25 protein-coding genes are annotated in these 22,260 nt (G+C 69.9%); 18 read left to right on the top strand and 7 right to left on the bottom strand.

What is annotated here, in order from left to right; translation table 11 throughout:
* Positions 1-23 precede the first annotated feature (23 nt).
* Positions 24-875 (top strand): carbohydrate ABC transporter permease, encoded by an 852-nt coding sequence (locus CVO96_RS07240; protein ID WP_103311646.1) that lies wholly within the window; start codon positions 24-26, stop codon positions 873-875.
* Between the two features lie 195 nt (positions 876-1,070).
* Complete coding sequence (locus CVO96_RS07235) at positions 1,071-2,222, top strand: ATP-binding protein (RefSeq protein ID WP_103311645.1); 1,152 nt, start codon at positions 1,071-1,073, stop codon at positions 2,220-2,222.
* A gap of 157 nt (positions 2,223-2,379) precedes the next feature.
* Here CVO96_RS07235 and CVO96_RS07230 read toward each other — a convergent pair whose 3' ends face one another.
* Positions 2,380-3,387: a helix-turn-helix transcriptional regulator gene (locus CVO96_RS07230; protein WP_103311644.1), complete on the bottom strand. Its 1,008-nt coding sequence runs from the start codon at positions 3,385-3,387 to the stop codon at positions 2,380-2,382.
* An 86-nt stretch (positions 3,388-3,473) separates the two neighbouring features.
* Here CVO96_RS07230 and CVO96_RS07225 point away from each other — a divergent pair, with 86 nt between their 5' ends.
* From CVO96_RS07225 to CVO96_RS07195, 7 genes are all read left to right on the top strand, one after another.
* The gene (locus tag CVO96_RS07225; RefSeq protein ID WP_243398205.1) at positions 3,474-3,968 is read left to right on the top strand and encodes a DinB family protein; all 495 of its coding nucleotides are present in this window, start codon (positions 3,474-3,476) and stop codon (positions 3,966-3,968) included.
* A 3-nt stretch (positions 3,969-3,971) separates the two neighbouring features.
* Positions 3,972-4,433, top strand: coding sequence for a DinB family protein (locus tag CVO96_RS07220; RefSeq protein ID WP_103311643.1), 462 nt, complete (start codon positions 3,972-3,974; stop codon positions 4,431-4,433).
* Positions 4,434-4,526: 93 nt separating this feature from the next.
* On the top strand, positions 4,527-4,925 hold the full coding sequence (locus tag CVO96_RS07215; protein WP_207795283.1) for a DUF3224 domain-containing protein: 399 nt from the start codon (positions 4,527-4,529) through the stop codon (positions 4,923-4,925).
* A 53-nt stretch (positions 4,926-4,978) separates the two neighbouring features.
* On the top strand, positions 4,979-5,587 hold the full coding sequence (locus tag CVO96_RS07210) for a GNAT family N-acetyltransferase (protein WP_207795282.1): 609 nt from the start codon (positions 4,979-4,981) through the stop codon (positions 5,585-5,587).
* Between the two features lie 63 nt (positions 5,588-5,650).
* Positions 5,651-6,172, top strand: coding sequence for a DinB family protein (locus CVO96_RS07205; protein ID WP_103311641.1), 522 nt, complete (start codon positions 5,651-5,653; stop codon positions 6,170-6,172).
* 104 nt (positions 6,173-6,276) lie between these two features.
* Positions 6,277-6,657, top strand: a complete 381-nt coding sequence (locus tag CVO96_RS07200; RefSeq protein ID WP_103311640.1) for an ACT domain-containing protein — start codon at positions 6,277-6,279, stop codon at positions 6,655-6,657.
* Positions 6,654-7,259, top strand: coding sequence for a histidine phosphatase family protein (locus CVO96_RS07195; RefSeq protein ID WP_103311639.1), 606 nt, complete (start codon positions 6,654-6,656; stop codon positions 7,257-7,259). The genes CVO96_RS07200 and CVO96_RS07195 overlap by 4 nt, the downstream gene beginning before the upstream one ends.
* Before the next feature lie 40 nt (positions 7,260-7,299).
* Here the strand turns inward: CVO96_RS07195 and CVO96_RS07190 are convergent, their stop codons facing one another.
* Entirely contained in the window at positions 7,300-8,088 is a 789-nt protein-coding gene (locus CVO96_RS07190) for a TSUP family transporter (protein ID WP_103311638.1), read from the bottom strand.
* 43 nt (positions 8,089-8,131) lie between these two features.
* Between CVO96_RS07190 and murI the strand changes: the two genes are divergently transcribed.
* The 3 genes from murI to CVO96_RS07175 all read left to right on the top strand — a co-directional run bounded on the left by murI (position 8,132) and on the right by CVO96_RS07175 (position 10,188).
* A complete protein-coding gene (murI, locus tag CVO96_RS07185; protein WP_103311637.1) occupies positions 8,132-8,974 on the top strand; it encodes a glutamate racemase in 843 nt (280 codons plus the stop codon).
* Entirely contained in the window at positions 8,971-9,726 is a 756-nt protein-coding gene (gene rph, locus CVO96_RS07180; protein WP_103311636.1) for a ribonuclease PH, read from the top strand. Before murI ends, rph begins: the two co-directional genes overlap by 4 nt.
* Before the next feature lie 102 nt (positions 9,727-9,828).
* Positions 9,829-10,188, top strand: coding sequence for a DoxX family protein (locus tag CVO96_RS07175; protein ID WP_103311635.1), 360 nt, complete (start codon positions 9,829-9,831; stop codon positions 10,186-10,188).
* Positions 10,189-10,306: 118 nt separating this feature from the next.
* Here the strand turns inward: CVO96_RS07175 and CVO96_RS07170 are convergent, their stop codons facing one another.
* The 3 genes from CVO96_RS07170 to CVO96_RS07160 all read right to left on the bottom strand — a co-directional run bounded on the left by CVO96_RS07170 (position 10,307) and on the right by CVO96_RS07160 (position 12,667).
* Entirely contained in the window at positions 10,307-11,242 is a 936-nt protein-coding gene (locus CVO96_RS07170) for a magnesium transporter CorA family protein (protein WP_103311634.1), read from the bottom strand.
* A 330-nt stretch (positions 11,243-11,572) separates the two neighbouring features.
* On the bottom strand, positions 11,573-11,809 hold the full coding sequence (locus CVO96_RS07165; protein ID WP_103311633.1) for a ferredoxin: 237 nt from the start codon (positions 11,807-11,809) through the stop codon (positions 11,573-11,575).
* Between the two features lie 78 nt (positions 11,810-11,887).
* Positions 11,888-12,667: an NTP transferase domain-containing protein gene (locus CVO96_RS07160; RefSeq protein WP_103311632.1), complete on the bottom strand. Its 780-nt coding sequence runs from the start codon at positions 12,665-12,667 to the stop codon at positions 11,888-11,890.
* Between the two features lie 343 nt (positions 12,668-13,010).
* Between CVO96_RS07160 and CVO96_RS07155 the strand changes: the two genes are divergently transcribed.
* On the top strand, positions 13,011-14,285 hold the full coding sequence (locus CVO96_RS07155; protein ID WP_103311631.1) for an MFS transporter: 1,275 nt from the start codon (positions 13,011-13,013) through the stop codon (positions 14,283-14,285).
* Positions 14,286-14,358: 73 nt separating this feature from the next.
* On the opposite strand, the gene CVO96_RS07150 is transcribed toward CVO96_RS07155, so the two are convergent.
* Both CVO96_RS07150 and CVO96_RS07145 read right to left on the bottom strand, forming a co-directional pair.
* The gene (locus CVO96_RS07150; protein WP_103311630.1) at positions 14,359-15,753 is read right to left on the bottom strand and encodes a sensor histidine kinase; all 1,395 of its coding nucleotides are present in this window, start codon (positions 15,751-15,753) and stop codon (positions 14,359-14,361) included.
* Positions 15,754-15,802: 49 nt separating this feature from the next.
* Positions 15,803-16,465 (bottom strand): response regulator transcription factor, encoded by a 663-nt coding sequence (locus tag CVO96_RS07145; RefSeq protein WP_103311629.1) that lies wholly within the window; start codon positions 16,463-16,465, stop codon positions 15,803-15,805.
* A 193-nt stretch (positions 16,466-16,658) separates the two neighbouring features.
* Here CVO96_RS07145 and ftsH point away from each other — a divergent pair, with 193 nt between their 5' ends.
* The 5 genes from ftsH to CVO96_RS07120 all read left to right on the top strand — a co-directional run bounded on the left by ftsH (position 16,659) and on the right by CVO96_RS07120 (position 21,865).
* A complete protein-coding gene (gene ftsH, locus CVO96_RS07140; RefSeq protein ID WP_103311628.1) occupies positions 16,659-18,524 on the top strand; it encodes an ATP-dependent zinc metalloprotease FtsH in 1,866 nt (621 codons plus the stop codon).
* Positions 18,525-18,639: 115 nt separating this feature from the next.
* Positions 18,640-19,245, top strand: a complete 606-nt coding sequence (locus CVO96_RS07135; protein WP_165795228.1) for a sigma-70 family RNA polymerase sigma factor — start codon at positions 18,640-18,642, stop codon at positions 19,243-19,245.
* A complete protein-coding gene (locus CVO96_RS07130; protein WP_133161760.1) occupies positions 19,233-20,429 on the top strand; it encodes a hypothetical protein in 1,197 nt (398 codons plus the stop codon). The genes CVO96_RS07135 and CVO96_RS07130 overlap by 13 nt, the downstream gene beginning before the upstream one ends.
* An 85-nt stretch (positions 20,430-20,514) precedes the next feature.
* Positions 20,515-20,997, top strand: a complete 483-nt coding sequence (locus tag CVO96_RS07125) for a TlpA family protein disulfide reductase (RefSeq protein ID WP_103311625.1) — start codon at positions 20,515-20,517, stop codon at positions 20,995-20,997.
* 133 nt (positions 20,998-21,130) lie between these two features.
* On the top strand, positions 21,131-21,865 hold the full coding sequence (locus CVO96_RS07120; RefSeq protein WP_165795227.1) for a cytochrome c biogenesis CcdA family protein: 735 nt from the start codon (positions 21,131-21,133) through the stop codon (positions 21,863-21,865).
* Positions 21,866-22,260 lie beyond the last annotated feature (395 nt).

Genomic DNA, 22,260 nt, shown 5'->3' with positions numbered 1-22,260 from the left:
CCGAGTGAGCGGGGAGGCCGCGCATGACGGCGGTGCCTCCCGTCTCTCCGCCGCGCCCCGGTGTGCAGCCCGGGCGGGTGCTGACCTACGTGCTGCTGGTGGTCGCCGCGCTGTTCTTCCTGGTGCCGATCTATCTGCTGTTCGCCACCGCCCTGAAAGCTCCGGAGGCCATCAATCTGGCGACCTCCTGGCACTGGCCGGCGGCGCTCAACTGGGCCAGCTTCAGTGAAGCCTGGGCCAAGATCGGCGGCAACCTGGGCAACTCGCTGTTCCTGGCGGTCACCGCCACCATCCTGAGCGCGATGCTGGGCAGCGTGAACGGCTACGCCCTGAGCAAGTGGAAGTTCCGGGGCGCCAACACGCTCTTCGCGCTGATGCTGTTCGGCATGTTCATTCCGTATCAGGCGGTGCTGATCCCGCTGTTCCAGTTCATCAAGGCGCTGGGCCTGTACGGCTCGATCTGGGGCCTGATCCTGGCGCACGTGGTGTACGGCATCCCGATCACCACCCTGATCTTCCGCAACTTCTACGCCGACGTGCCCGACGCGCTGGTGGAGGCCGCGACCATCGACGGGGCCGGCTTCTGGAGCATCTACCGGCGGGTCATCTTCCCGATCAGCATCCCGGGCTTCGTGGTCGTGATCATCTGGCAGTTCACGCAGGTCTGGAACGAGTTCCTGTTCGCCGCCACCCTGACCAACACGGGCTCGCAGCCGGTCACCTACGCCCTGTCGCAGCTCTCGGGCGGTCAGGCGGTGTCGTGGAACCTGCCGATGGCCGGCGCAATCCTGGCGGCGCTGCCCACCCTGCTGGTCTACATCCTGCTGGGGCGCTACTTCGTGCGCGGCCTGCTGGCGGGCAGCGTCAAGGGCTGAGCGCCGGACAGTGCCAGGGAGTGGGGCTGGCTGACTGGCCTTGTTGGTGGCCTCACTGGGGCCGGGGCGGAGTGCTCCGGCCCCTGTCCTGTCCTCCCGGCCGCCCTGAACCCGTGGACCGGCCACCCCGCCTGGACAACGGGCCGAAAAGCGGTGTCCGGGGGTCGCCGCACGGGGTACACTGGCCGGAAGTTCATGCCAACCGCTGATTCCCCCACGGTCTTTGTCGTCTCGGCCGACCCGGCCCGCACGGCGACCCTCGTCCACGCGCTGCCCCAGGTCACCCTGATCCCGGTCGCTGACGCGGAAACGCTGCTGCGTGAAGCCCACGTCACGCCGCCGGACGTGGCGCTGCTGTACACCGACACGCCCGGCGTGCCGCTGTGGCAGGTGCTGCCCATGCTGCGCCAGCGTGCCGAACTCGCCGGCACCCGCTGGCTGGCGGTGGGCACCCAGGGCCTGGGCGAGATGCTGGGCGCCGGCGCCGACGCCCTGATCAGCGACACCACGCCCACGGCGGCGCTGGTGCTGCAGGTCAGAACCCTGCTGGGCCGCTCGCAGCAGCACCGCGACACGCAGGCGCGCATCGCTGCGTTGCAGCGCCGCATGGACACCTGGGAGCACGAGGAACGGGTGCGCGACCAGCTGGTGCACATGCTGGTGCACGACCTGAAAAACCCCATCGCCGCCGTGATGGGCCTGCTGGAGATCGTCTACGAGGACGACCGCGTGCCCGAGGACAACCGCGAGCTGATCAAGGTCGCCCGCGACGAGACCCAGCACCTCCTGCACCTCGCGGTGAACATGCTGGACGTGCGCAAGATCCAGGCCGGCAAGATGAACCTGAAGCGTGAACTGGTCTTCAGCCCGATGTTCGCGGAGGTCATCGAGCTCGCGCGCGGCGACGTGGGCAGCGGCCTGCGCGACCGGCACATCCGCGTGGAGGTCGAGCAGGATCTCTCGCCGGCCAGTGTCGATCCGGAGATCCTGCGGCGGGTGCTGGCGAACCTGATCAGCAACGCCATGAAGCACACGACCACGGGCGGCGTGATCGCGCTGCTGGTGCGTTCCGTGCCTGATGGCGTGCAGCTGCTCGTGCGCGACGACGGCGAGGGCATTCCCGCCGAGGACATTCCCAACCTGTTCGCCGCCTTCGAGCAGAGCCGCCTGACCCTGCATGGCCGCTTCGACACCGGGATGGGCCTGGCCTTCTGCAAGCTGGCCATCGAGGAGCACGGCGGCACCATCTGGGTCGAGTCCGAGCGGGGCAAGGGCGCGACCTTCTACTGCACCCTGCCGCTGGCCGCCGAGGGCGAGGACGACGATTTCGTGGAACTGGTGAATTGAGGGCGGGCGCCCCGGACTCACAGCGGCACTCCGTTGCGCCTACGGGTGAACGACACCCCCCTGGGCTCCACTGCAGCCGCTGTTTATGGCGGCTCCTCGCTCTCCTGCGGAGCTGTGCCAGTCTGCTCGCCCCAGACCAGTGGTCTGGCTACCGCTGTCAGGGAGCGCTGTGACCCGCGCCGGCGTGGCCTGACTGTCCCCCGGCCCGGTGGGGCGTCCCCACCTGGAGGGCCGCGCAGCGGGCGCCCAGCGCGGCGAAGGTGTCCAGCAGCGACCGCGGGCTGAAGATCCGCAGCTCGCAGTCCAGGCCCAGCAGGAAGGCGGCGAAGCTCTGCATATGCTCGCGCCGGGCGCGCAGGCGGGTGCCTCCCTCCTCGGCACTCAGCTCGGTGAACCAGCCGGAGACCTGGCCGCGCAAGTCCTCTGGTGGCCGGCCCAGCCAGACGTCGATCTCGTGCGTCTCCGGGGTGGCCGGCAGGTGCGAGCGCAGGTAGGCCACGGCGTCGAAGTCCGCGGGCGGCGTGAAGGTCTCGTCCAGCACCTCCAGCGCCTGCATCCGGTCGAGCCGGAAGGAGCGCAGGCCCGCGCGCAGCTGGCACCAGCCCACCGCGTACCAGCGGCCCCCCTGGTGCACGACCCGGTAGAGGTTCGCGCGGCGCTTCGCCGGCGGGGTCTGTGGCGAGGCGTAGGAGAAGCTCACGACCTGCGCCCCGCGCACGGCCCGCAGCAGCGCCGAGAGCAGCGCCGCGTCGGTGCGGATCACCCAGGGAGAGGTGTCGAGCTGCACGGCGCCCTCCAGCGCCTGAACTCCTTCGCGCAGGGCGTGGGGCAGGGTTCGCAGCAGCTTGGCACTGGCGCCCTGCGCGGCGGGGGTCAGGGCGTCGAGCCCCAGGTGTCGCAGGGCCTGCAGCCCCAGCGTCAGGGCCAGCGCTTCCTCGCCCGTGAACATCAGCGGCGGCAGCCGGAAGCCCGGTTTCAGGCGGTACGAGCCCCCCACGCCGCGTTTGCCCTCGACCGGGATGCCCAGATCCTGCAGGCGGGTCACGTAGCGCTGCACGGTGCGCGGGCTGACCTCCAGGCGGCGGGCGAGTTCCGCGCCGGTCACGGTCTCGCGCGACTGCAGGAGTTCCAGCACCGTCAGCACGCGCATGGACGGGTCGTACATAGGAACAGTGTAAGTGTAAAAGGCGTCACGTTCTGTCGGGAATCCAGATTATGCTGAGGGCAGATTCAACCCCGGGAGGTTCCGGTATGACCAGTACCCACATGACCACCACGACCAGCTCGTCCGTCCTGTCGCTCGACGCCCTGCGGGCGCACTGGCAGGGGCACCGTGCCCTGACCCGCCGCGTCATCGAGGCTTTCCCCGAAGACCAGCTGTTCAGTTTCAGCGTCGGCGGGATGCGCCCCTTCGGGGAACTGGCCTGGGAGATGTCTGGCGTCAGTGCTTACAACCTGACCGGCCTGACCACCGACGACTGGAGCTGGCATGAACCCGAGACCGCCCCGCCCCAGAGCCGCGCCGCCCTGCTGGCCGCCTGGGACGCCCTGACCCCGGCCCTGGACGCCGCCCTGCCCGCCGCCGACCCGGATTGGTTCACCCGCCCGCAGGACATGGCCTGGGGCACCATGCCGCCGCTGGACAGCGTGTTGTACGCCATCGACAACGAAATCCACCACCGGGGCCAGGGCTATGTGTACCTGCGGGCGCTGGGCATAGAGCCTCCCGCTTTCTTTGAGCGGTGAGCCGTGATCGAGCCTTCTGTATTCGCCGCCCACTGGCTGGGCCACCGCCACCTGACCCGGCGCGTGATCGCGGCCTTCCCCCCGGACGCGCTGTTCACCTTCTCGCCCGCGCCCCCCCTGCGGCCCTTCGGCGAGATGGTCTGGGAACTGCACGGCCAGACGGCCTACACCCTGCGCGGCCTGCTGGACGGCGACTGGGGCGAGCCGACCTGGGACACGCTGCCCGGCACCGACAGAGCCGCGGTGCTGGCCGCCTGGGACGGCCAGACCGCGCGGATTGAGACCGGCCTGCCCGGCGTGCCCGCAGAGCGCTACGGCGAGACGCTGACACTGTCCTGGGGCGAGATGCTGGTGTTCACGGCCGTCATCGGCTCCATCGACAACGAGGTGCATCACCGGGGGCAGGGGATGGTCTATCTGCGCGAACTCGGCACCCAGCCGCCGGACTTCTGGGATCGCTCCTGAGGGCGGGCACCGGGTATGCTCGCCGCAACCGACAACCTCGCGGCCACCCCCTCACCGCCCTTCCCCGCGCCCCAGCCGCCTCCGGAGGCCCACTTGACCCCAGCCCCCCACGGCACCTTCCAGATCACCCTGACGCCCCACGCTCCGGCCCAGGCGCCCAGCCCGGCCATCGGGAGGATGCACTTCGATAAGACCTGGAGCGGTGATCTCAGCGGCCACAGCCGCGGCGAGATGCTCTCGGTGGGCGACCCGGCCAGCGGCACCGCCTCGTATGTCGTGCTGGAGGTCTTTACCGGAACCCTGGCGGGGCGCGGCGGCTCCTTCGCGTTCCGGCAGTCGGGCGACATGCACGCCGGGCAGTCCAGCCTGACCTACGAGGTCGTCCCACACTCCGGCAGCGGCGAGCTGAGCGGCATGTCCGGCGCCCTGACGCTGAACCGGGTGGATGGCGTGCACCACTACACGCTGACCTGGGAACTGCCCGGAGGTTGACCCATGCCGACGCCGCCAGCTCTCCACCCCCTGCACGCCCTGAAGAGGACGCCATGACACGGAAGCGTCGTTCCGACGTGGCCGCCCTGCCAGCACTGGTCGTGAAGCCGCTCGATGCTTCCACCTGGGACGCTTACGCCCGCCTCGCCCTGCGGCACAACGGTGTGTGGGGCGGCTGCTGGTGCACGTGGTTCCACACCACCCAGGCCGAGAAGACCCACACGGCAGAGGGCAACCGCGCCCTGAAAGAGCGCCTGGTCTGCGAGGGCCGGGCACACGCGGCGGTCGTCTTCGACGGAGAGGCCGCCGTGGCCTGGTGCCAGTACGGCCCCCCTGTGGAGCTGCCGAACATCCACCACCGCAAGGAATACGAGGCCACGCAGACCACCCCGCCCGATTACCGGTTGACCTGCATTTTCGTGGACAAGGCGTACCGGCGTCAGGGGGTGGCGGCCGTCGCGCTGCGGGGAGCGCTGCACCTGATCGCGCAGGCGGGCGGCGGCACCGTGGAGGGCTACCCCCACGACACCCAGGGGAAGAAAGTGTCGGCCTCGTTCCTGTACAACGGCACCCGGAGGGTTTACGAACAGGCCGGCTTCACGTACCTGCGGCCCAAGGGCAAGGGCAACTGTGTGATGAGCAGGGTGGTGCCGGCAGGATAGGAACGTCGCCGGTATCCCGTCGCAGCGGCGAGATCCTTCTGGGCACGCCAAAGGAGACATGACATGACCGACCTGACATTGCTGCTCGAATCGTTCCGGCGCAACGCCCGCGTGAACGCCTTTCTGCTGGAGGCCCTGACGCCCGCCGACTATGACCTCTCGGACGGCCGGGGCGGCATGACGGTCGCGCAGACGCTGCGGCACATGGCGAGCTTCCGGGTCGGGTGGCTGTGGAACATCTCGCGCGAGCACGCCGAGCCGCTGCTGGATCACACCCGGAAGGACGCCGACGGCGATCCGCAGTGGCGCTGGCACGAGAAAGCTCCGCATGAACTGGGCGACGCCTTCACCGCCGGCGACGAAGCCGCCGTGACGGCGGTTCAGGCTGCGCTGGAGGAGGGCCGCACCTTCCCCGATCCCTGGAACGAGGGCACCTACCAGACCAGTCCCGCGCACTTCCTGCAGCACACGATCGTCCATGACAGCCACCACCGGGGCCAGATCCTGACCCTGCTGCGGGAGGGCGGGCGCAGCAAGGAAGACATGGACAAGCTCGACGAGCACTGGGCCATCTGGCGCGAGTAGGGGAGGAGACGGAACTTCCGTCCGATCCCGCCGCTCTCCCGCCGTCCACCGGACAGCAGTGCAGGGTGCGGTTGGAGGATCAACAGGCGTGCTCTCCTGAGGCCATGTCGCCCCAGCTCACCCTGTCCGTGCTGCCCGCGAGGTTCGCCGTCGCTCAGCTGCCCCCCGACGCGCCACTGCCCGTGCTGGGGGGCGAATTCTTTTCCCTGACCGGCACCGGGGGCGAACTCTCGCTGGTCTGCGAGGAAGCGTTCGTGCCCACAGGCGCGAAGTGCGAGCGCGGCTGGACGGCCCTGAAACTGCACGGCCCCTTCGAGTTCACCCTGACCGGCATCCTGGCGGCCGTACTGAACCCGTTGCGGGACGCCGGCGTGGGCATCTTCGCGCTGAGCACCTTCGATACGGACTACGTGCTGGTCAAGTCGGAGCGGCTGGACGACGCGCTGAGCGCCCTGCGCGGGGCGGGCCACACGGTGCGGGCATGAAGCTGGTGCTGGTGCGCCACGGCGAGTCGGCCGGCAACACCGAACAGGTGTTCCGGGGGCCGGGCAGCCAGAGCGACGCTCTGACCGAACGGGGGCAGGCGCAGGCCCGCGCGCTGGGCGAGCATCTGCGGACGCTGGGGCTGCTCACGCCCCGCATCTACGCCAGCACCTACCGCCGCGCCCAGGACACCGCGCAGGCGATCGCCGGGGCGCTGCGCGGCGAGGTCGCGGTGCTGGACGGGCTGCAGGAGGTGGACTGCGGCACCTGGGTGGGCCGCTCGTACCGCGACCTGCACGACCACCGCGCCGAGGTGCTGGACAGAACCGGCGCCCCGGCCTTTCCCGGAGGCGAGACGGCCGCCGGGGTCGGGCGGCGCATGTGGCAGGCCATCGAACCCGTGTTGAGCCCACATGAGACGGCGGTCGTCGTCTCGCACGGCTTCGCCCTGCAGGCCCTGCTCATCGTGCTGCTGGGCGCCGACCCCGCCGCCGCCTGGGCCGATGGCCGCTTCACGCACGAGAACGCGGCGTATTCGGTGCTCCGCCAGGTCGACGGCGAATGGACGGTGGCGGAACTGGCTCAGGTCGCGCCACCGATCTGAAACAGTCGGGATCAGGGCAGGTCAGACCGCCCCGGCGCCCTTACCCCGGAAACAGCAGCCTGACCGCCGCCACGCCGGCCAGCACGAGCAGCAGCGTGGTGAACGTGTCCTCGCGCAGCCGGGGCAGGAAGGCGCGGCCCAGCAGGGCGCCCAGGCCCACCAGCGGTGCCAGAATCAGGTTCGCCCAGAGGGTGTCCGGGGTGAACAGCGGCGGGGCCGATGTGTCCAGGCTCAGCAGGAGCAGCAGCGCCCCCTTGCCGAGGTTGATGAGCAGATAGAGCCACGCGCTGGTGCCCACCAGTGTCCGGGCCGACTGGCCCAGCGCACTCAGGTACAGGCCCGTGACCGGCCCGGCGGCGTTGGCGACCATGGTGGTCAGGCCGGTCAGGAGGCCGACCGAGGCCACGCTGGCGGCCGACTGGGGCCGCCACGTCAGCCAGCCGCGCCGCTGCGCCAGGGTCAGGCCCAGCAGCGCCAGAATCACCGCCCCGATGAGCGGCCCCAGCCACGCGCCGCCCGCCGGCGCCCGCCCCAGCCCCCACAGCACGCCCGCCCCCAGCCCCAGCCCGCCCGCCACCCAGGGGGCCAGACGGCGCAGGGTGGGCACGTCGGCGTGCGCGCGGTAGATCAGCACGCCCAGCAGGTCGCCCAGCAGCAGCAGGGGCAGGGTCGCGCCCACCGACAGCCGCGCCCCGAACACCGAGACCATCAGCGGCACGAACAGAATCCCGGCGCCGGGCACGCCGGACTTGGCGAAGCCGATCAGCAGGGCGGCCAGTCCGGCGAGCAGCCAGCGCCAGGGCTCCAGGTCAGGCAGCGGGCCGGTCATCCGGAGTTCACGCTAGCGCGCCCCGGGCCCTATCATCGCGGCTATGAGCAGCGCGGCGCCCATCGGGGTCATGGACAGTGGTGTGGGTGGCCTGAGCGTGCTGGCCGAGTTGCGGCGTTCACTGCCGGCCGAAGACTGGCTCTATCTGGGCGATACCGCCCACATGCCCTACGGCGCGCGCCCCGACGACGAGATCCGCGAGCTGACGAACCGGGCGGTCTCGGCGCTGCACGCACGCGGCGTCAAGGCGGTGGTGGTGGCCTGCAACACGGCCTCGGCCTTCAGTCTGGATCACCTGCGCGCCCGCTTCGAGCTGCCGATCATCGGGCTGGTGCCGGCGGTCAAGCCGGCGGTGGAGGCCACGCGCTCCGGGGTGGTGGGCGTACTGGCCACGCCCGGCACCCTGCGCGGCACGCTGCTGCGCGACGTGATCGAGCGCTTCGCCGTGCCCGCCGGGGTGCGGGTGCTGCAGGCGGTCAGCACCGAGCTGGTGCCGCTGGTCGAGGCGGGGCAGGCGCAGGGCGCGCGGGCGCGGGAGGTGCTGCGGGAGGTGCTGACCCCGCTGGCCCGGGCCGGGGCCGATCAGCTCGTGCTGGGCTGCACGCACTACCCCTTCCTGGCCGGGAGCATCCGGGCCGAGTTCGGCGAGACCCTCACGCTGGTCGACAGCGGCGCGGCGGTCGCCCGGCACACCCGGCGCGTGCTGGAGGGCGCGGGACTGCTCAATGACCGGGACGACGCGGGCCAGGTCACCTACCTCGTGACCGGGAGCGCCGAGGCGCTGCGGCCCGTGATCGCCACCCTGAGCACCGAAAACGGGCACAATGGAGGGCACATCCCGTCGGCGCCCCCAGAGGCGCCGAGAATCGAGTCCATCCAGACATGAGCGCTCCCCACAAGTCCGCCCCCAAACTGCCTCCCCGCGACGACCGCGATCTGCTGACCCCCCGCCCGCTGATCGTCAAGCGCGGCGTGAATCCTCACGCCCCCGGCAGCGCCCACCTGAAGCTCGGGCGCACCGAGATCCTGGCGACCGTCACGCTGGAGGACAAGCCCGCTCCGCACATGCGCGGCTCCAAGGAGGGCTGGCTGACCGCCGAGTACGCCATGCTGCCGCGCGCCACCGAGGATCGCCAGGCCAGAGAGCGCAACCTGCAGAACGGCCGGCGCCACGAGATCCAGCGCCTGCTGGGGCGCGCCCTGAGGAGTTCGCTCGACCTGCGCCACTTCCGCAACCAGACCCTCTACGTGGACTGCGACGTGCTGGTGGCCGACGGCGGCACCCGCGTGGCGAGCATCCTGGCCGGGCACGCGGCGCTGCACGATTTCTGCGACCACCTCATCAACTCCGGCAGGCTCAGCGAGTGGCCGGTCGTCCACAATGTCGGGGCCATCAGCGTGGGCCTGGTCGGCGACCAGCTGCGGGTCGATCTGGACTACGTGGAAGACAAGGTGGCGCGGGCCGACCTGAACGTGGTCGCCACCGACACCGGCATGATCATCGAGGTGCAGGGCGGGGCCGAGGAAGGCCCGCTCACGCAGACCGAGTACGTGCAGTTGCTGGAAGCCGGCACGCGGGCCGTGCAGGACATCATGGTCGATCTGGGCCGGCAGCTCTCGGCCATCCAGGGGCTCTGAGGCCCTCCCCCGGCCCAGGGAAGCTCAAGGTCTCTGAAGCCGGAGTCACCCAGGGCGGCCGGGGGGCTGCGCTACACTCCGGAACATTCCACGGAGGTCTGCATGAGCGTGACAGGATTTATCGGCCGGGCCCTACTTTCGAGCGTCTTTATCCGCAACGGGCTGGATCACCTGCAGAACCCTGAACCGATCGTGCGCGCGGCGCGCGGCGCCGAGGTGCCCGAGCCCGAACTGGCGGTCAAGATCAATTCCGGTGTCATGGTGGGTGCCGGCGCCCTGCTGGCCCTGGGCGTGGCCCCCCGCCTGATGAGCACCGCCCTGGCCGCCAGTCTGGTGCCCACCACCGTGATCGGCCACCCCTTCTGGGACAAGCAGGGCAAGGAGCGCTCGCAGCAGCAGGTGCAGTTCCTGAAGAACCTCGCGCTGTTCGGCGCGCTGCTGTACATCACCGGGCAGGACTGAAGGGTCTAAAGGTCTAAGGGTCGAACGGTCGAACAGAAGAGAGGTAGTTCGACCTTTAGACGGTTTGCCTGTTCGACGGTTTGCCTGCTCGACGGGCCAGGGCGCCGCCCGCCGGCCCTCACAGCACGCGCAGCCGGTAGAAGGTCAGGGCCAGCGTGCCCGCCAGCGCCACGGCGATCGCCAGCACGATCCAGATGCCGTTGGGATCGTCGTGGAAGGGCACCGGCACGTTCATGCCGAAGATGCTGGTGACCAGCGTGGGAATCGCCACCAGGATGGTCGTGACCGTCAGCACCTTGACGACCTGATTGACGTTGTTGCTGATGACGCTGGCGAACGCCCCGGCCATGGAGGTCAGGATGTTGCTGGCGATGCTCGCCATCTCGATGGCCTGCAGGTTTTCGATCAGCACGTCATCGAGCAGGTCGCTGTCTTCCTCGTACATCTCGAAGATGCGGTCGCGCTTGACCCGCTCCATCATGGCCTCGTTGGCCTTCAGGCCGGTCATGAAGTACACCAGGCTCTTTTCCAGCTTCAGCAGGTTCAGCAGCTCGCGGTTCTGCTGCGAGTTCTCCAGCTTGTCCTCGATCGCGTCCACGCGCTTGTTGATCTGCCGCACATCGATCAGGAAGCGCTGGGCGTTGCGCAGAAAGAGCTGCAGCGTCAGGCGGTTCTTCTTGACCGTGCTGACCCGCCGCACCAGCCCGCTCAGCACGTCCTTGACGACCGGATTCTCGGGCAGCGCGCATACCGTCACGATGCAGTGATCGGTGTGCAGGATGCCCAGCGGCACCGTGTCGTAGGGGATGTCGCTCTCCTCGGGGAGGCGGTAGCTGGTCTGCATGATCATCAGCAGCTGCCCGTCCTCGCGCTCGAAGCGCGATCTCTCGTCCGGGTCGAGGGGATAGGACAGGTAATCGAGTTCCAGGCCGGTCTCGCGGCTCACGCGGGCCAGTTCCTCGGGGGTGGGGTCGGCGGCGTTGATCCAGCAGCCGTCGGTGTAGCCGTCCAGGGTGGTCAGCTTCCCGCCGATGGAGCGGTAGTAGGTCAGCACGTGGGCCGCCTGGGCAGTCTCTCAGTGTGGTGCATGGCGCGTCCTCCGGTGGTGGGATGGCGTGGGCTGAGGGCGTCCGGGCGGCCAACTGGGGGGTTCCGCTTCAACCTGTTCGTACTGCACGTCATCACCTCCCTTCCGTGGACACGGGGTGCCCGCAGGAGTCGGCCCGCCCCGCCCTAGGAGACAGGGGCCACCGACACGGGCGGAATCATCCTAGCCCCCGGCGAAAGCCGCAGGCAAGCGAGCACCCCCCGCCACATGAAAAGCGGAGCACCCGGACGCGCGATGTCCGGAGTGCTCCGCCCTGGAGACGGCCTGGGGCTGGCTTTAGAGGCCGAAGTGCACGCGGTTGCGCTCGATGAAGCTCTCCTCGCCGGCCGGCACGTCCTCCTCGGGGAAGATGGCGCTGACCGGGCAGGCGGGCACGCAGGCGCCGCAGTCGATGCATTCGTCGGGGTGGATCAGGAACATGTCCCCGGCGTCGTAGATGCACTCCACGGGGCAGACTTCGGTGCAGGCCTGATCCTTGGTGCCAATGCAGGGGCTGGTGATGATGTGCGGCATGGGGGACAGTATGCACACCCTGTTCAGGGGGCGCAAGGGCGAACGTAGACAGTTTTTTCACGCTCTGCGCGGCCCGGATCAGGCGGTCTGGGTGCTCAGCTGGGCCTCCGCGAGCGTCAGGTCCGCGTCCTTGTCGACGTCTGTCCCGACCGAGGCGTGGGGGGTGATCAGCGCCCGCGCCCTGACCCCCAGGATGGCCGAGACCCGGGCCTCGAGCGCCTCCACGGTCAGGCGGCCGGTGAGCAGCTGCGCCAGGATGCCCGGCCCGATCAGCGCGGCCAGCCGCAGCGGAGCCTTGCGGGCCGCCAGCACCTCGCGCAGCCGGGGCAGGAAGCGGCCGATGAGCGCCGGGTCGAGGATGAACAGGTTGCCGCCCGTGAACGTCCCGTCGCGCACCCGCGCGTAGGTGCGTTTCACGCCGGGATACGCGGCCTCGACCACCTCGCGGCGCACCACCGGGTAGACCAGTCCGGCGTCCAGGGGCGCGCTGTCCAGCACGTCCTGCACCTGCTGGGCGGTGATCATGGGCACGTCGGCGGTCACCACCAGCACGCGCTCGCCGGGGCGCACGCCCGCACTGAGCGCCTCGACCCCGGCCTCCAGATTGCTCAGCAGGGTGCCGTGGTCGGTCACGCGCACGTCGATCAGCTCGTGCAGCGCGGGGGTGGTCGGCCCCACGTAGGCGACGCGCCCGATCCGCCCGCTGCCGCGCAGGGCACGGAGCACATGCAGCGCCATCGGTTCACCGCAGATGGGAATGAGGGGTTTGACCTTGACTCCGTGGGCCGCCGCGAAGGCGTCGCCAGGATCGCCACCGCCCAGCACCACGGCGCTCCAGCGCACTTCGCCTTGATTCATTGGGCTCAGGGTAACAGAGGGGCCCCGCGCGTGGGGCGGCGCTGTCGGCGCCGGACGGGCAGGGCCGGCGCCAGGACACTGCCTTGCCCTCCACTCCGGGGTCGGAGCAGAACCTGTCTATACGCTCGCGGATCGCCCGGTCATTTTTTTCCCCAGGCCATCTTCATATTTTTTATAGTCGACTCATCGAAAACTCAGAGCACGCAGGAGTGGGAAGAAGAGGGGTCTGTCGGCGCGTGTGCCGGAGGGGGGCCACCCCTGAACCCCGTCCGGAGTGCCCGCGTCGCCCGCCCGTCCGTTGCCGCCTTCCCCGTCCGCCCTCACCCGAGACCGAGGCCACCCTATGACTGACACCGCCGTGCCCCTCACCGCTGCGCCCCTGAGTGCCAGGGAACTCCTGAAGCTGGCGAACTTCCAGCGTCTGTGGCTGGCCCACCTGGTCTCCCAGTTCGGCAGCACCCTGACCTCGCTGGCCCTGATCATCGTGGTGAACGCCCTGACGCACTCCACAGCCGCCGTCGCGGGCATGGCGCTGGCGGTCACGGTGCCTCAGGTCGTGTTCGGGCTGGTGGCGGGCGTGTTCGTGGACCGCCTCGACCGCCAGCGCATCATGGTCGTCAGTGATCTGCTGCGCGGACTGCTGGTGCTGGGGTTCATCCCGGCGGCGCTCGGTGGGCACCTGTGGGCGCTGTACGCCCTGGGCTTCGTGCAGGCGGCGCTGGGCACGCTGTTCATGCCGGCCCGCAGCGCCCTGATGCCCACCCTTATCCCGGAGGGTGGGCTGCTGGCTGCGAACGCCCTGATGCACTCCGGCCGGATCGCGGCGGCCGCCCTGGGCGCCGCCGTGGTGGGCCTCGTGGTCGGGTTCCTGCACACCACCTGGCCGGTGTTCCTGGTCGACGGCCTGACCTTCCTGGCCGCCGCCGCCCTGGTCGCGGGCATCCGGCAGAGCACCCCGGACGGTGCGGCCCAGCGCGGCGCCGGCCCCGGCTTCCTGGCCGAGCTGCGCGAGGGGCTGCGCGTGATCGGGCGTTCCCGCGCCCTGACGGGCATCCTGATCGCCGTCGGGGTGGGGGAGCTGGGCCTGGGGGCCACGCAGGTGCTCTACGCGCCGTTTCTCGACCGCGAACTGAGGGTCTCGGTGGGCTGGCTGGGCGGCGTGGAACTGGCGATGACGCTGGCGATGGTGCTCTCCAGCGCTCTGGTCACGGTGCTGGCCGCCCGCCTCAGCGCCCGGCTGCTGGGGCCGGCGGCCATGGTCGTCGCGGGCCTGTCGCTGGCGCTGGTCTCGCGCCTGACCGGCATCTGGCAGGTGCTGCCCAACGAGGTGCTGCTGGGACTGGCCGCCGCGCCCATGCAGACCGCCATGTCGACCATCTTCCAGACCTCCACGGCGCCGCAGGTGCGCGGCCGGGTCGGATCCGTGCTGGGCACGGTGTCCGGCACGGCCAGCGCCCTGTCGATCGCGGCGGCCGGCGTGCTGGGCGACCGGGTGGGGCTGCGCGGGTCGTTCCTGCTGATGGGCGGCGTGACGGTGGGGGCCGGCCTGCTGTCGGCCTGGCTGTTCCGGGAGCGGGAGGCGGCGCCGGGGGTGGTCACACCCGGGCCGCTGACCTGAGCTGCGGCGCGGCAGGCCCAATGTTCCCCAGCTACCGGAGTCGGCCACCGGAGACGGAGATCCACCACAGCGCTCACATCTCCGAGACAGCCCTCCGCTCCACCGGCACCTCCAGGGTGGCCGTGAAGCCCTGCCCCTCCGCACTCTCCAGCCGGAGCGTCCCCCCGTGCAGTTCGGCGGCCCGGCGGGCCAGCGCCAGCCCCAGGCCGTGACCCTCGCCGGAGCGGCTCTCCTCCGGGCGGTAGAAGGCCTCGCCCAGCCGGGCCAGTACCCCGGCCGGCACGCCGGGGCCGTCGTCGTGGACGGTCACGCGGGCCAGGCCGCCGTCTGTGTCCACCCGGACGCTCACGGTCGCCCCCGGCGCGTGCCGCACGGCGTTGGTGGTCAGGTTCCAGATGGCCTGCCCCAGCAGGATGCGGTCGCCAGACACCGTGACCTCCTGCGGGGCGTGCAGATCCACGTCAGCGTCGGGAGCGAGTTCGCGGGCCCGGTCAACCGCGTCGGCGGCCAGGTCGCGCAGGGGCACGGGGGCGCGGCCCAGCGCGGCGGGGTCGCGGGCCAGCAGCAGCAGGTGGTTGGCCAGCGTGGACAGCCGGGTGATGTCGGTGCCGATCTCACGCAGGTCGGCCCGGTAGCGCTCGGCGTCGCGGTCATAGGCCAGGGTGCCCTCCACGCGGGCGGTCAGGGCAGTCAGCGGTGAACGCAGGTCGTGCGCGGCGGCCCGCAGGAAGGCCTGTTCGCGGTCGCGGGCGTCGGCCAGGCGCGTGAAACTGCCCTGCAGGGTCAGGGCCAGGCGGGAGAGTTCGTCGCCCTGTCCCGCGCCGGGCAGGGGGCGGCGCAGGTCGCCGCTGTCGCCCACCGTGCGCGCGGCGTTCTCCAGCGTCCGTACCGGGCGCAGCAGCCGGCCCGCCACCGTCCAGCCCACCGCCAGCGAGATCAGGAGCGCCAGCGGCAGCAGCCAGGTCAGGGCGCGCGTGAAGGCCCGCTGTGCGTCGCCCAGCACGCGGGCATCGGTCACGACCGTCAGGATGGCGTTGCCGCCGCGCAGCACCCGGTCGGCGATCAGGATGGTGCCGGACTGGTACAGCTGCACGCGCAGGTTCACGGGCACGTTCGGCGGAAATCTGGGTGTGCCCGTCACGGTGACGATCTGCCCCCGTGGGCCGACCCTCACGAGGCGCAGTTCCATGTTGCGGGTCTGCGGATCGGCGTCCGAGATGCGCTCCAGCTCCTGCTGCGAGAGCGTTCCGGAGAGCAGTTCGTCGAGGCCCAGCTCGTCGGGGGGGCGGTTCAGGGCGTTTTCTACCCGGTCTTGCACGGCGCTGGTGGCGCTCAGCAGGCGCTCGACCTGGGCCTGGCGCAAGAAGGTATTCACCGCGATGAACAGCCCCGCCGCCACCAGCACCACCGCCACGCCGGTCGCCAGCGCGGCCCACAGCGCCAGCCGGGCGCGCAGGGTCAGGCGCATGGGGTGGAAAGCAGATGGCAGAGAGCAGATGGCAACAGGCGGAGGGGACTCATTTCTCGACCCGGTAGCCCCGGCCGCGCTCGCTGGCAATGGCCTCGGGGGCCAGTTTGCGGCGCAGGTAGCGGATATAGACGTCCACGATGCGCGGTTCGCCGCCGAATTCCGGCCCCCACACGCGGTCGAGCAGTTCCTCGCGGGTAAACCAGCGTTCCGGGGATTGCGAGAGCACGTCCAGCAGCGCGTACTCGCGGCCGGTCACGGCGACCTCCTGGCCGTCCCAGCTGACCGTGCGGGCCACCGTGTCGAGCCGCCCCCGGCCGCCACCGAAGGCCAGGACGGGCGCCCCCTGTCCGCGTTCGCGCCGCGAGAGGGCGCGCAGTGTGGCCAGCAGCTCGGGCATGGCGAACGGCTTGACGAGGTAGGCGTCGCCGCCCAGATCGAGGCCCTGCACGCGGTCGCCCAGTTCGCCGCGCGCGGTCAGGAACAGCACGGCGGACTCCACGCCCCCGGCGCGCAGCTGGCGGGCGATCTCGAAGCCGCCCAAGCCCGGCAGCATCACGTCCAGCACCACCAGCGGGTAGTCGCCCAGCATGGCCGCCTCCAGGCCGGCGTCTCCGGTGCGCTCCCAGGTCACGCCGTAGCCGGCCTCGCGCAGCGCCGCCACGGTCGGTTCGGCGATCCGGGGGTCGTCCTCGACGAACAGCAGTCTCATGGGGTGGATCTCACAGGGCCCAGTGTACGGGCGGGGGTTAAGCCAGCGTGAACCGCGGGCGGCCGGGCCAGGTTGCCGAACGCTCAAGCGCAGGTGTGGGAGGGGACAGTTGGCTTACCTTGAGTCTGGTACACTCAACTTCGCGGGGCGGGATGCGCCCCAACGACACCTTTTCCTTTCTGGAGGACTGTTCTTGAGGCGGCTTAATCCCTGGCTGATCGTGCTGTTCGTGCTGGCACTGTTCCTGATGTTCTCGCAGTCGTCGAACATGACGCGCGTGAGCGTGAATTATAACGAGTTCAAATCCCTCCTCGAGCGGGGACAGGTGGAGCGCGTCATTATCCGGGAGAACAACGCGGAAGTGACCCTCAAGGCACCGACCAAGGTCGCGGTGAACGGCCCACGCGGGGCGTCCCAGATCGAGCGCGAGAACTTCTCGGTGCGGCTGCCCGGTTCGGCGGCCACGCCCGACTCCACGCTGATCAACCAGCTGGAGGCGCGCAACGTCAACTACCGCTTCGAGGCGCCCAGCCAGTGGCTCGGCATCCTGCTGAACTTCCTGCCCATCATCCTGCTGTTCGGCATGATGTACTTCTTCTTCATGCGCGCCCAGGGCGGCCAGAACGGCGTCATGCAGTTCGGGCAGAGCAAGGCCAAGAAGTACGGCAAGGAAAACCGCGTGCAGACCAAGTTCACCGACGTGGCCGGTCACGAGGAAGCCAAGAAGGAACTGATCGAGGTCGTGGACTTCCTGAAGAACCCCGGCAAGTACCACCAGATCGGCGCCGAGATTCCTAAGGGCGTGCTGCTGGTCGGCCCTCCCGGCACCGGCAAGACGCTGCTGGCCCGCGCCATTGCCGGCGAGGCCGACGTGCCCTTCTTCTCGGTCAGCGCCTCCGAGTTCATGGAGATGTTCGTGGGCGTCGGCGCCAGCCGCGTGCGGACGCTGTTCGAGGACGCCCGCAAGAGCGCCCCGGCCATCATGTTCATCGACGAGATCGACTCCATCGGGCGCAAGCGCGGTGCGGGCATCGGCGGCGGCCACGACGAGCGCGAGCAGACCCTGAACCAGATCCTGTCCGAGATGGACGGCTTCGACAAGGCCAGCAACGTGATCGTGCTGGGCGCCACCAACCGCCCCGACGTGCTCGACCCCGCCCTGCTGCGCCCCGGCCGTTTCGACCGCCAGGTGACCATCGACCTGCCGAACCTCAAGGAGCGCGAGGCGATCCTCAAGGTGCACCTGCGCAACAAGCCCATGGCCGACGGCGTGGACGTGAACGAGGTCGCCAAGAGCACGCCCTACTTCTCGGGCGCCGACCTCAAGAACGTGACCAACGAGGCTGCGCTGGAAGCCGCCCGCCTGAGCAAGACCCAGATCGACATGAGCGACTTCTACCGCGCTCTGGACAAGATCACGCTGGGCCTGGAGAACAGCTCGCTGACCATCAGCGACGCCGAGAAGAAGGCCATCGCCTACCACGAGGCCGGACATGCCGTCACGGCGGCCGTGATCCCCGGCTCCGACAAGCTCCAGAAGGTCTCCATCATCCCGCGTGGCCGGGCGCTGGGCGCCGCCTTCTACCTGCCCGAAGAACAGGTGCTGATGAGCAAGGAGAGATTGGAGAACCAGCTCGTGGTGGCCCTGGGTGGCCGCGCGGCCGAGGAGGTCTTCATGGGCAACGTGACCTCGGGCGCCGCCGACGACTTCCGCAAGGCGACCAACATCGCCCGCAAGATGGTGCTGGAGTGGGGCATGGGCGACAACTTCAAGAACATGGCGCTGGTCACCGATTCCGGCCCCGTGTTCCTGGGCGAGGACATGACCAAGCCCAAGGCCTTCTCCGAGCACACCTCGCAGCTCGTGGACGAGGACATCAAGCGCATCCTGAACCGCGCCTTCGAGCGGGCCCGCGAGATCGTCTCCGAGTACCGCGTGGCCATGAACGAGGTCGCCGAGGCCCTGCTGAGCCAGGAACTGATCACCGGCGACGTGGTGCGCGACGCGGTGGCGCGGGTCGGCGGCGCGGCCCAGCCGATGCCCCAGACGACCGCCTGAATCCGGATCCTCTCTGGAAACCCCCCGCCCGGTGCGGGGGGTTTTTCTGGCCTGCAGTTCCCCTTTGAACCCCCCGCTCCGCCCTGTCCGTACTATGGGTGTGACATGGGCGCTCATGACTGACCCCCGTCCGCTGACCCTGGCCGCCCCACCGGCCCGGTCGGTGGACGACGTGACGCTGGTCGCGCGCCTGCGCCGCCGCGACGAGGCGGCGCTGGGTGAGGTCTACGACGGGCACGCGGGCGCCGTGTACGGGGTGCTGATGCGCCTGCTGGATCACGCCAGCGCCCAGGAGGTCACCCAGGACGTGTTCCTGCGCCTGTGGGAGCGCCCCGACGCCTTCGATCCGGCCCGCGCCAGCCTGCGTGCCTACCTGCTGGTCATGGCGCGCTCGCGGGGCCTGGATCGCCTGCGCGCCCAGCGGGCCACCCTGCCGCTCTACACCGACGAGGGCGCCGAGCTGCCCCTGCCCGACGCCCGCCCCGGCCCGGTGCACGGCTCCGAGACGGCCCAGCGCCGGGAGCGTATCCAGGCGGCCCTGAACGAGCTGTCGCCCACGCACCGCGAGTCGGTGGAGCGCGCCTTCCTGCGCGGGCAGACGCGCGAGGAGATCGCCCACGCCATGGACGTGCCGGTGGGGACGGTCAAAAGCCGCCTGAGCTATGCCCTGAAGCACCTGAAACGCGTGCTGGGAGAGGAGGTGAGCGTATGGCTGGACTAGACGTGCATGGGCAGGTGCAGGACGAGCTGGAACTCCATGTCGAGACCGGAACAGTGCTCTCCGAGTCCGCCCAGACGCATCTGGCCGGGTGTGCGGAGTGCCGTGCCCACCTCGCCCTGCTGCGCGACCTTGAATCCGTTCTGCTGCAAGGCGTTCCGGAGGTCGCCCCACCCCACGCCCTGAAGGCGAACGTGCTGGAGGCGGCGCGGAAAACACCCCGTCCGGCCCGACGCTGGTGGCCGGCGGCGCTGGGTGTGGCGGCGGCGATGGGCGGTCTGCTGGTTCTGGGCAGCCTGCTCACGCCCCGTGGCGCGGTGGCCTCCACGCTGCCCGACCCGGCGGTGGTCGTCAGCACGGGCGGGTCGCTGTTGATCGCGTCGAACGACCGCGCGGGCACCCTCAGCGTGGTGGAGGGCGGACGGGTCACCGCCAGCCTGGGGTCGGGCGGCCGCGAGGCCTCCTGGTTCACCGAGGGCGTGCGTCTGGGCGAGCGGGTCTTTCTGGCCGACGCCGCGAACGACCGCGTGCTGGAGGTGCAGCCAAGCCCCCTCAAAATCCTGAAGACCTATCCCGTGCCCGACGGCGTGGCCGGTCTGACTGCCAGCACGGGCGAAGACGGGGGACGCGTGTACTTCAAGAGCGTGCGCGGCGAGGTCGGGACGCTCGATCAGGGTGTCCGGATCACCGTGGCGCAGGAAGCCGGGATGCCCCTGGCCGACGTGATGGACGGCGTGCTGCTGGCGGGTGGACACCTGTTCGTGACCCACCACCTGAGCGGCGAGGTCTGCCTGCTCGACCCCCGGACGCTGGCAGTGCGGAAACGTGTGAAGGTCGGCGGGATGCCGGTCGCGCTGGAGCAGGTACGGGGCGGCGTGCTGGCGCTGGACGTGACCGGCCGGTTGCTGAGACTGTCTCTGGACGGCGAGGTCGAGAAGGTCTGGACGGTGGGCGGCCACCCGGACAAGCTGGGCGTGAATGGCGACGTGGCGCTGCTGACGGATCGGGGCGGCACCGTCACCCGCGTCAGCCTGTCCAGTGGTCAGGTCGAGCGGGTCAGTGTCACCCACCCCATGGACGTGGTCAGCCTGCCCGGCGGAGGCTTCGCGGTGGCCGAGGGCGGCCGGGGCCTGCGCGTGCTGGACGGCGACCTGAAGACCACCTCCAGCGTCGAAGGGCAGCGTTGAACCTTTGGTGGTCTGCGCCCCGTATCACCACCAGAGGACAGAGCACCCCGCCTGCGCCCGAGTTCCCGACCCCCGGAGGTTCCCCATGAACAAGTTTCTTCTGCCCGCCCTGACCGCCGCCCTGATCGCCGCCACCGCCGCCGCCAGCATGACCAAGCCGGCCACCGACACGATGGTCAAGCCTGCCGACACCATGACGAAACCTGCCGATATGGCCGGGCACGACACGAGCAGCATGGACAAGATGACGAAGGGCTATCAGGTCTACTCGAAGGCCGCTTTCGACGCCGCGAAGGGCAGCGTGCGCGTGCTGTTCTTCCACGCCACCTGGTGCCCCAACTGCAAGGGCGCCGACGCCGATATCACCAAGAATCTGGCGAAGCTGCCGGCCGGCGTGGTCATCTTCAAGACCGACTACGACAAGGAAACGGCGCTGAAGAAGCAGTACGCCGTGACCTACCAGCACACCTTCGTGCTGGTCGACGCGCAGGGCAAGGCCCTGAAGAAGTGGGCGGGCGGCGGCCTGAAGGAAATCATGGCCAACGCCGCCGCTGCGAAGAAGATGTGAATTCCGGCGCCGCAGGTGCCCGACCGAAGGGACTCGCAGAGCTGCGAAGCAGAGAAGGAAAAGTGATCACGGAGCGGAGTGGAATTACCGGAGCGCAGCGCAGGGGATGGAGCGGAGTCTCCGGCCGGTCGTTATGCTCCTGATTCTCGTGGCGTTCCTGGGCGGCGTGCTCACCGTGCTCTCGCCCTGCGTGCTGCCGGTGCTCCCGGTCTTGCTGTCCGGCACCGTCGGGGGGCGGGGCCGGCCGCCGGGCATCATCGTGGGCTTTATCGGCAGCTTCGTGCTGCTCACGCTGTTCCTGGCGAGCATCGTGGGGGCGCTCAACCTCAGTCCGGACGTGATCCGCTGGGTGGCCGTGGCGCTGCTCCTGGGTTTCGGCCTGACCCTGGCTCTGCCCGCGCTGCACACGCGCTTCGAGCTGGTGATGGCCCGCGCCGTGCCCCAGCGCCGGGGCAGGGACGGTGACGGTTTCCTGGGCGGCATGCTGGTAGGCGCCACCCTGGGCGTGGTCTGGACACCCTGCGTCGGGCCGATCCTGGCATCGGTGACCACCCTGGCCCTGAGCGGTCAGGTCACAGGCTTCGCCTTCGCCGCCACGCTGGCCTACGCCCTGGGCGTGGCCGTGCCCATGCTGGGCGTGATGTGGGGCGGCCGGAAGCTGCTGCATCGGCCCGCGCTGCTGGGTCGTCTGGCGGGCATCCAGCAGGCCTTCGGGGTCGTGCTGGTACTGTTTGCTGTGGGCATGGTCTTCGGGCTGGATCGCCAGGCCCAGACCGTGCTGGTGAACTCCATCCCGGCCCTCCAGAAGCTGACCTTTCTGGAAGAGACGGCAGTAGTGCAGCAGGAGCTGGAACGACAGACGCGGTAGGAGTCGTACGCACGGGGCAATCGCAGAGTTGAACGCTTGCCCTGTGCGTGTGGCTCGCGGGCGACCCCTCAGTCTGCTTCGCAGCCAGCTCCCCTAAAAAGGGAGCCACGAAAGGCGTGCCACTGGGTCTTTTCCTTGCCTCCCTTTTAAGGGGAGGTGCCCCGGAGGGGCGGAGGGGTCGTCCGCAGCGCCATCAAATCCACCACCCCCGGAAACGCTGGACTTCCCCCGCTCAGGCACATCTTCAACCGGTGTGCCTGACGGTCGTTCTGCTGCTTCGTCAAGTGGCTTTCAGTTCGGCATTCGTCCCAGGCACTCCTCCCGACCCGTCGCCCACCGAGCCCAGTCCGACAGTCCCGGCACGGACTGGGAAGTAGACTCCCCTTCTGACCCCC

The sequence above is a fragment of the Deinococcus koreensis genome, assembly GCF_002901445.1.
GTDB lineage: Bacteria > Deinococcota > Deinococci > Deinococcales > Deinococcaceae > Deinococcus > Deinococcus koreensis.
This window is presented reverse-complemented; position numbering and strand designations above follow the sequence as displayed.

Excerpts from the sequence above, each read along its gene's own strand:
- CVO96_RS07190 (WP_103311638.1), bottom strand. The coding sequence starts at position 8,088 with ATGACCGGCCCGCTGCCTGACCTGGAGCCCTGGCGCTGGCTGCTCGCC.
- CVO96_RS07200 (WP_103311640.1), top strand. The coding sequence starts at position 6,277 with ATGTCGCCCCAGCTCACCCTGTCCGTGCTGCCCGCGAGGTTCGCCGTC.
- CVO96_RS07230 (WP_103311644.1), bottom strand. The coding sequence starts at position 3,387 with ATGTACGACCCGTCCATGCGCGTGCTGACGGTGCTGGAACTCCTGCAG.
- CVO96_RS07175 (WP_103311635.1), top strand. The coding sequence starts at position 9,829 with ATGAGCGTGACAGGATTTATCGGCCGGGCCCTACTTTCGAGCGTCTTT.
- CVO96_RS07165 (WP_103311633.1), bottom strand. The coding sequence starts at position 11,809 with ATGCCGCACATCATCACCAGCCCCTGCATTGGCACCAAGGATCAGGCC.
- murI (WP_103311637.1), top strand. The coding sequence starts at position 8,132 with ATGAGCAGCGCGGCGCCCATCGGGGTCATGGACAGTGGTGTGGGTGGC.
- CVO96_RS07130 (WP_133161760.1), top strand. The coding sequence starts at position 19,233 with ATGGCTGGACTAGACGTGCATGGGCAGGTGCAGGACGAGCTGGAACTC.
- CVO96_RS07160 (WP_103311632.1), bottom strand. The coding sequence starts at position 12,667 with ATGAATCAAGGCGAAGTGCGCTGGAGCGCCGTGGTGCTGGGCGGTGGC.
- CVO96_RS07210 (WP_207795282.1), top strand. The coding sequence starts at position 4,979 with ATGACACGGAAGCGTCGTTCCGACGTGGCCGCCCTGCCAGCACTGGTC.
- CVO96_RS07125 (WP_103311625.1), top strand. The coding sequence starts at position 20,515 with ATGAACAAGTTTCTTCTGCCCGCCCTGACCGCCGCCCTGATCGCCGCC.
- rph (WP_103311636.1), top strand. The coding sequence starts at position 8,971 with ATGAGCGCTCCCCACAAGTCCGCCCCCAAACTGCCTCCCCGCGACGAC.
- CVO96_RS07155 (WP_103311631.1), top strand. The coding sequence starts at position 13,011 with ATGACTGACACCGCCGTGCCCCTCACCGCTGCGCCCCTGAGTGCCAGG.
- CVO96_RS07205 (WP_103311641.1), top strand. The coding sequence starts at position 5,651 with ATGACCGACCTGACATTGCTGCTCGAATCGTTCCGGCGCAACGCCCGC.
- CVO96_RS07145 (WP_103311629.1), bottom strand. The coding sequence starts at position 16,465 with ATGAGACTGCTGTTCGTCGAGGACGACCCCCGGATCGCCGAACCGACC.
- CVO96_RS07135 (WP_165795228.1), top strand. The coding sequence starts at position 18,640 with ATGACTGACCCCCGTCCGCTGACCCTGGCCGCCCCACCGGCCCGGTCG.
- CVO96_RS07195 (WP_103311639.1), top strand. The coding sequence starts at position 6,654 with ATGAAGCTGGTGCTGGTGCGCCACGGCGAGTCGGCCGGCAACACCGAA.
- CVO96_RS07225 (WP_243398205.1), top strand. The coding sequence starts at position 3,474 with ATGACCAGTACCCACATGACCACCACGACCAGCTCGTCCGTCCTGTCG.
- CVO96_RS07150 (WP_103311630.1), bottom strand. The coding sequence starts at position 15,753 with ATGCGCCTGACCCTGCGCGCCCGGCTGGCGCTGTGGGCCGCGCTGGCG.
- CVO96_RS07240 (WP_103311646.1), top strand. The coding sequence starts at position 24 with ATGACGGCGGTGCCTCCCGTCTCTCCGCCGCGCCCCGGTGTGCAGCCC.
- CVO96_RS07235 (WP_103311645.1), top strand. The coding sequence starts at position 1,071 with ATGCCAACCGCTGATTCCCCCACGGTCTTTGTCGTCTCGGCCGACCCG.
- CVO96_RS07120 (WP_165795227.1), top strand. The coding sequence starts at position 21,131 with ATGCTCCTGATTCTCGTGGCGTTCCTGGGCGGCGTGCTCACCGTGCTC.